Raw genomic sequence first — 370 nt, 5'->3', positions numbered from 1 at the left:
TCGTTGATGTCCTTGTGCTCAGCAATGTGGTTCGGCTTCTCCGAATCAGTACCCGGAGTGTCCTCGCCCTTGTCGTTGACCTCAACAGAAGTCAACTCCTCGAAGGCAACCGCAGCCTCAACCGGCTCCTTGACGGACTCATCAACAGTGATCGTAACGACAACCTCACCGTTAGCAGACTCCGGAGTAAAGGTCTTCTCACCCTTACCCAGAACGGTCTTGCCGTCCTCCTTGGAAATCAGCTCAGCAAACAGGGTGTATTCCTTACCCGGAACCAGGTTCTCATACGTCACCGTATCGTTAACCTGCGCACCAGCAACAACCTGGGTTGCACCGTTAGCAAAGTCAGCATTCGTCGAAATCTTCGGCT

General features: G+C 53.2%; 1 protein-coding gene. It reads right to left on the bottom strand.

Going from position 1 to position 370, the window contains the following annotated elements; translation table 11 throughout:
- A partial coding sequence (locus HMPREF2967_RS06930; RefSeq protein WP_158014690.1) for a VaFE repeat-containing surface-anchored protein occupies positions 1 to 370 on the bottom strand: 370 nt, incomplete at both ends.

It is taken from the genome of Corynebacterium sp. HMSC059E07, from assembly GCF_001814395.1.
In the GTDB taxonomy this organism is placed as follows: Bacteria; Actinomycetota; Actinomycetes; order Mycobacteriales; family Mycobacteriaceae; genus Corynebacterium; species Corynebacterium hesseae.
This window is presented reverse-complemented; position numbering and strand designations above follow the sequence as displayed.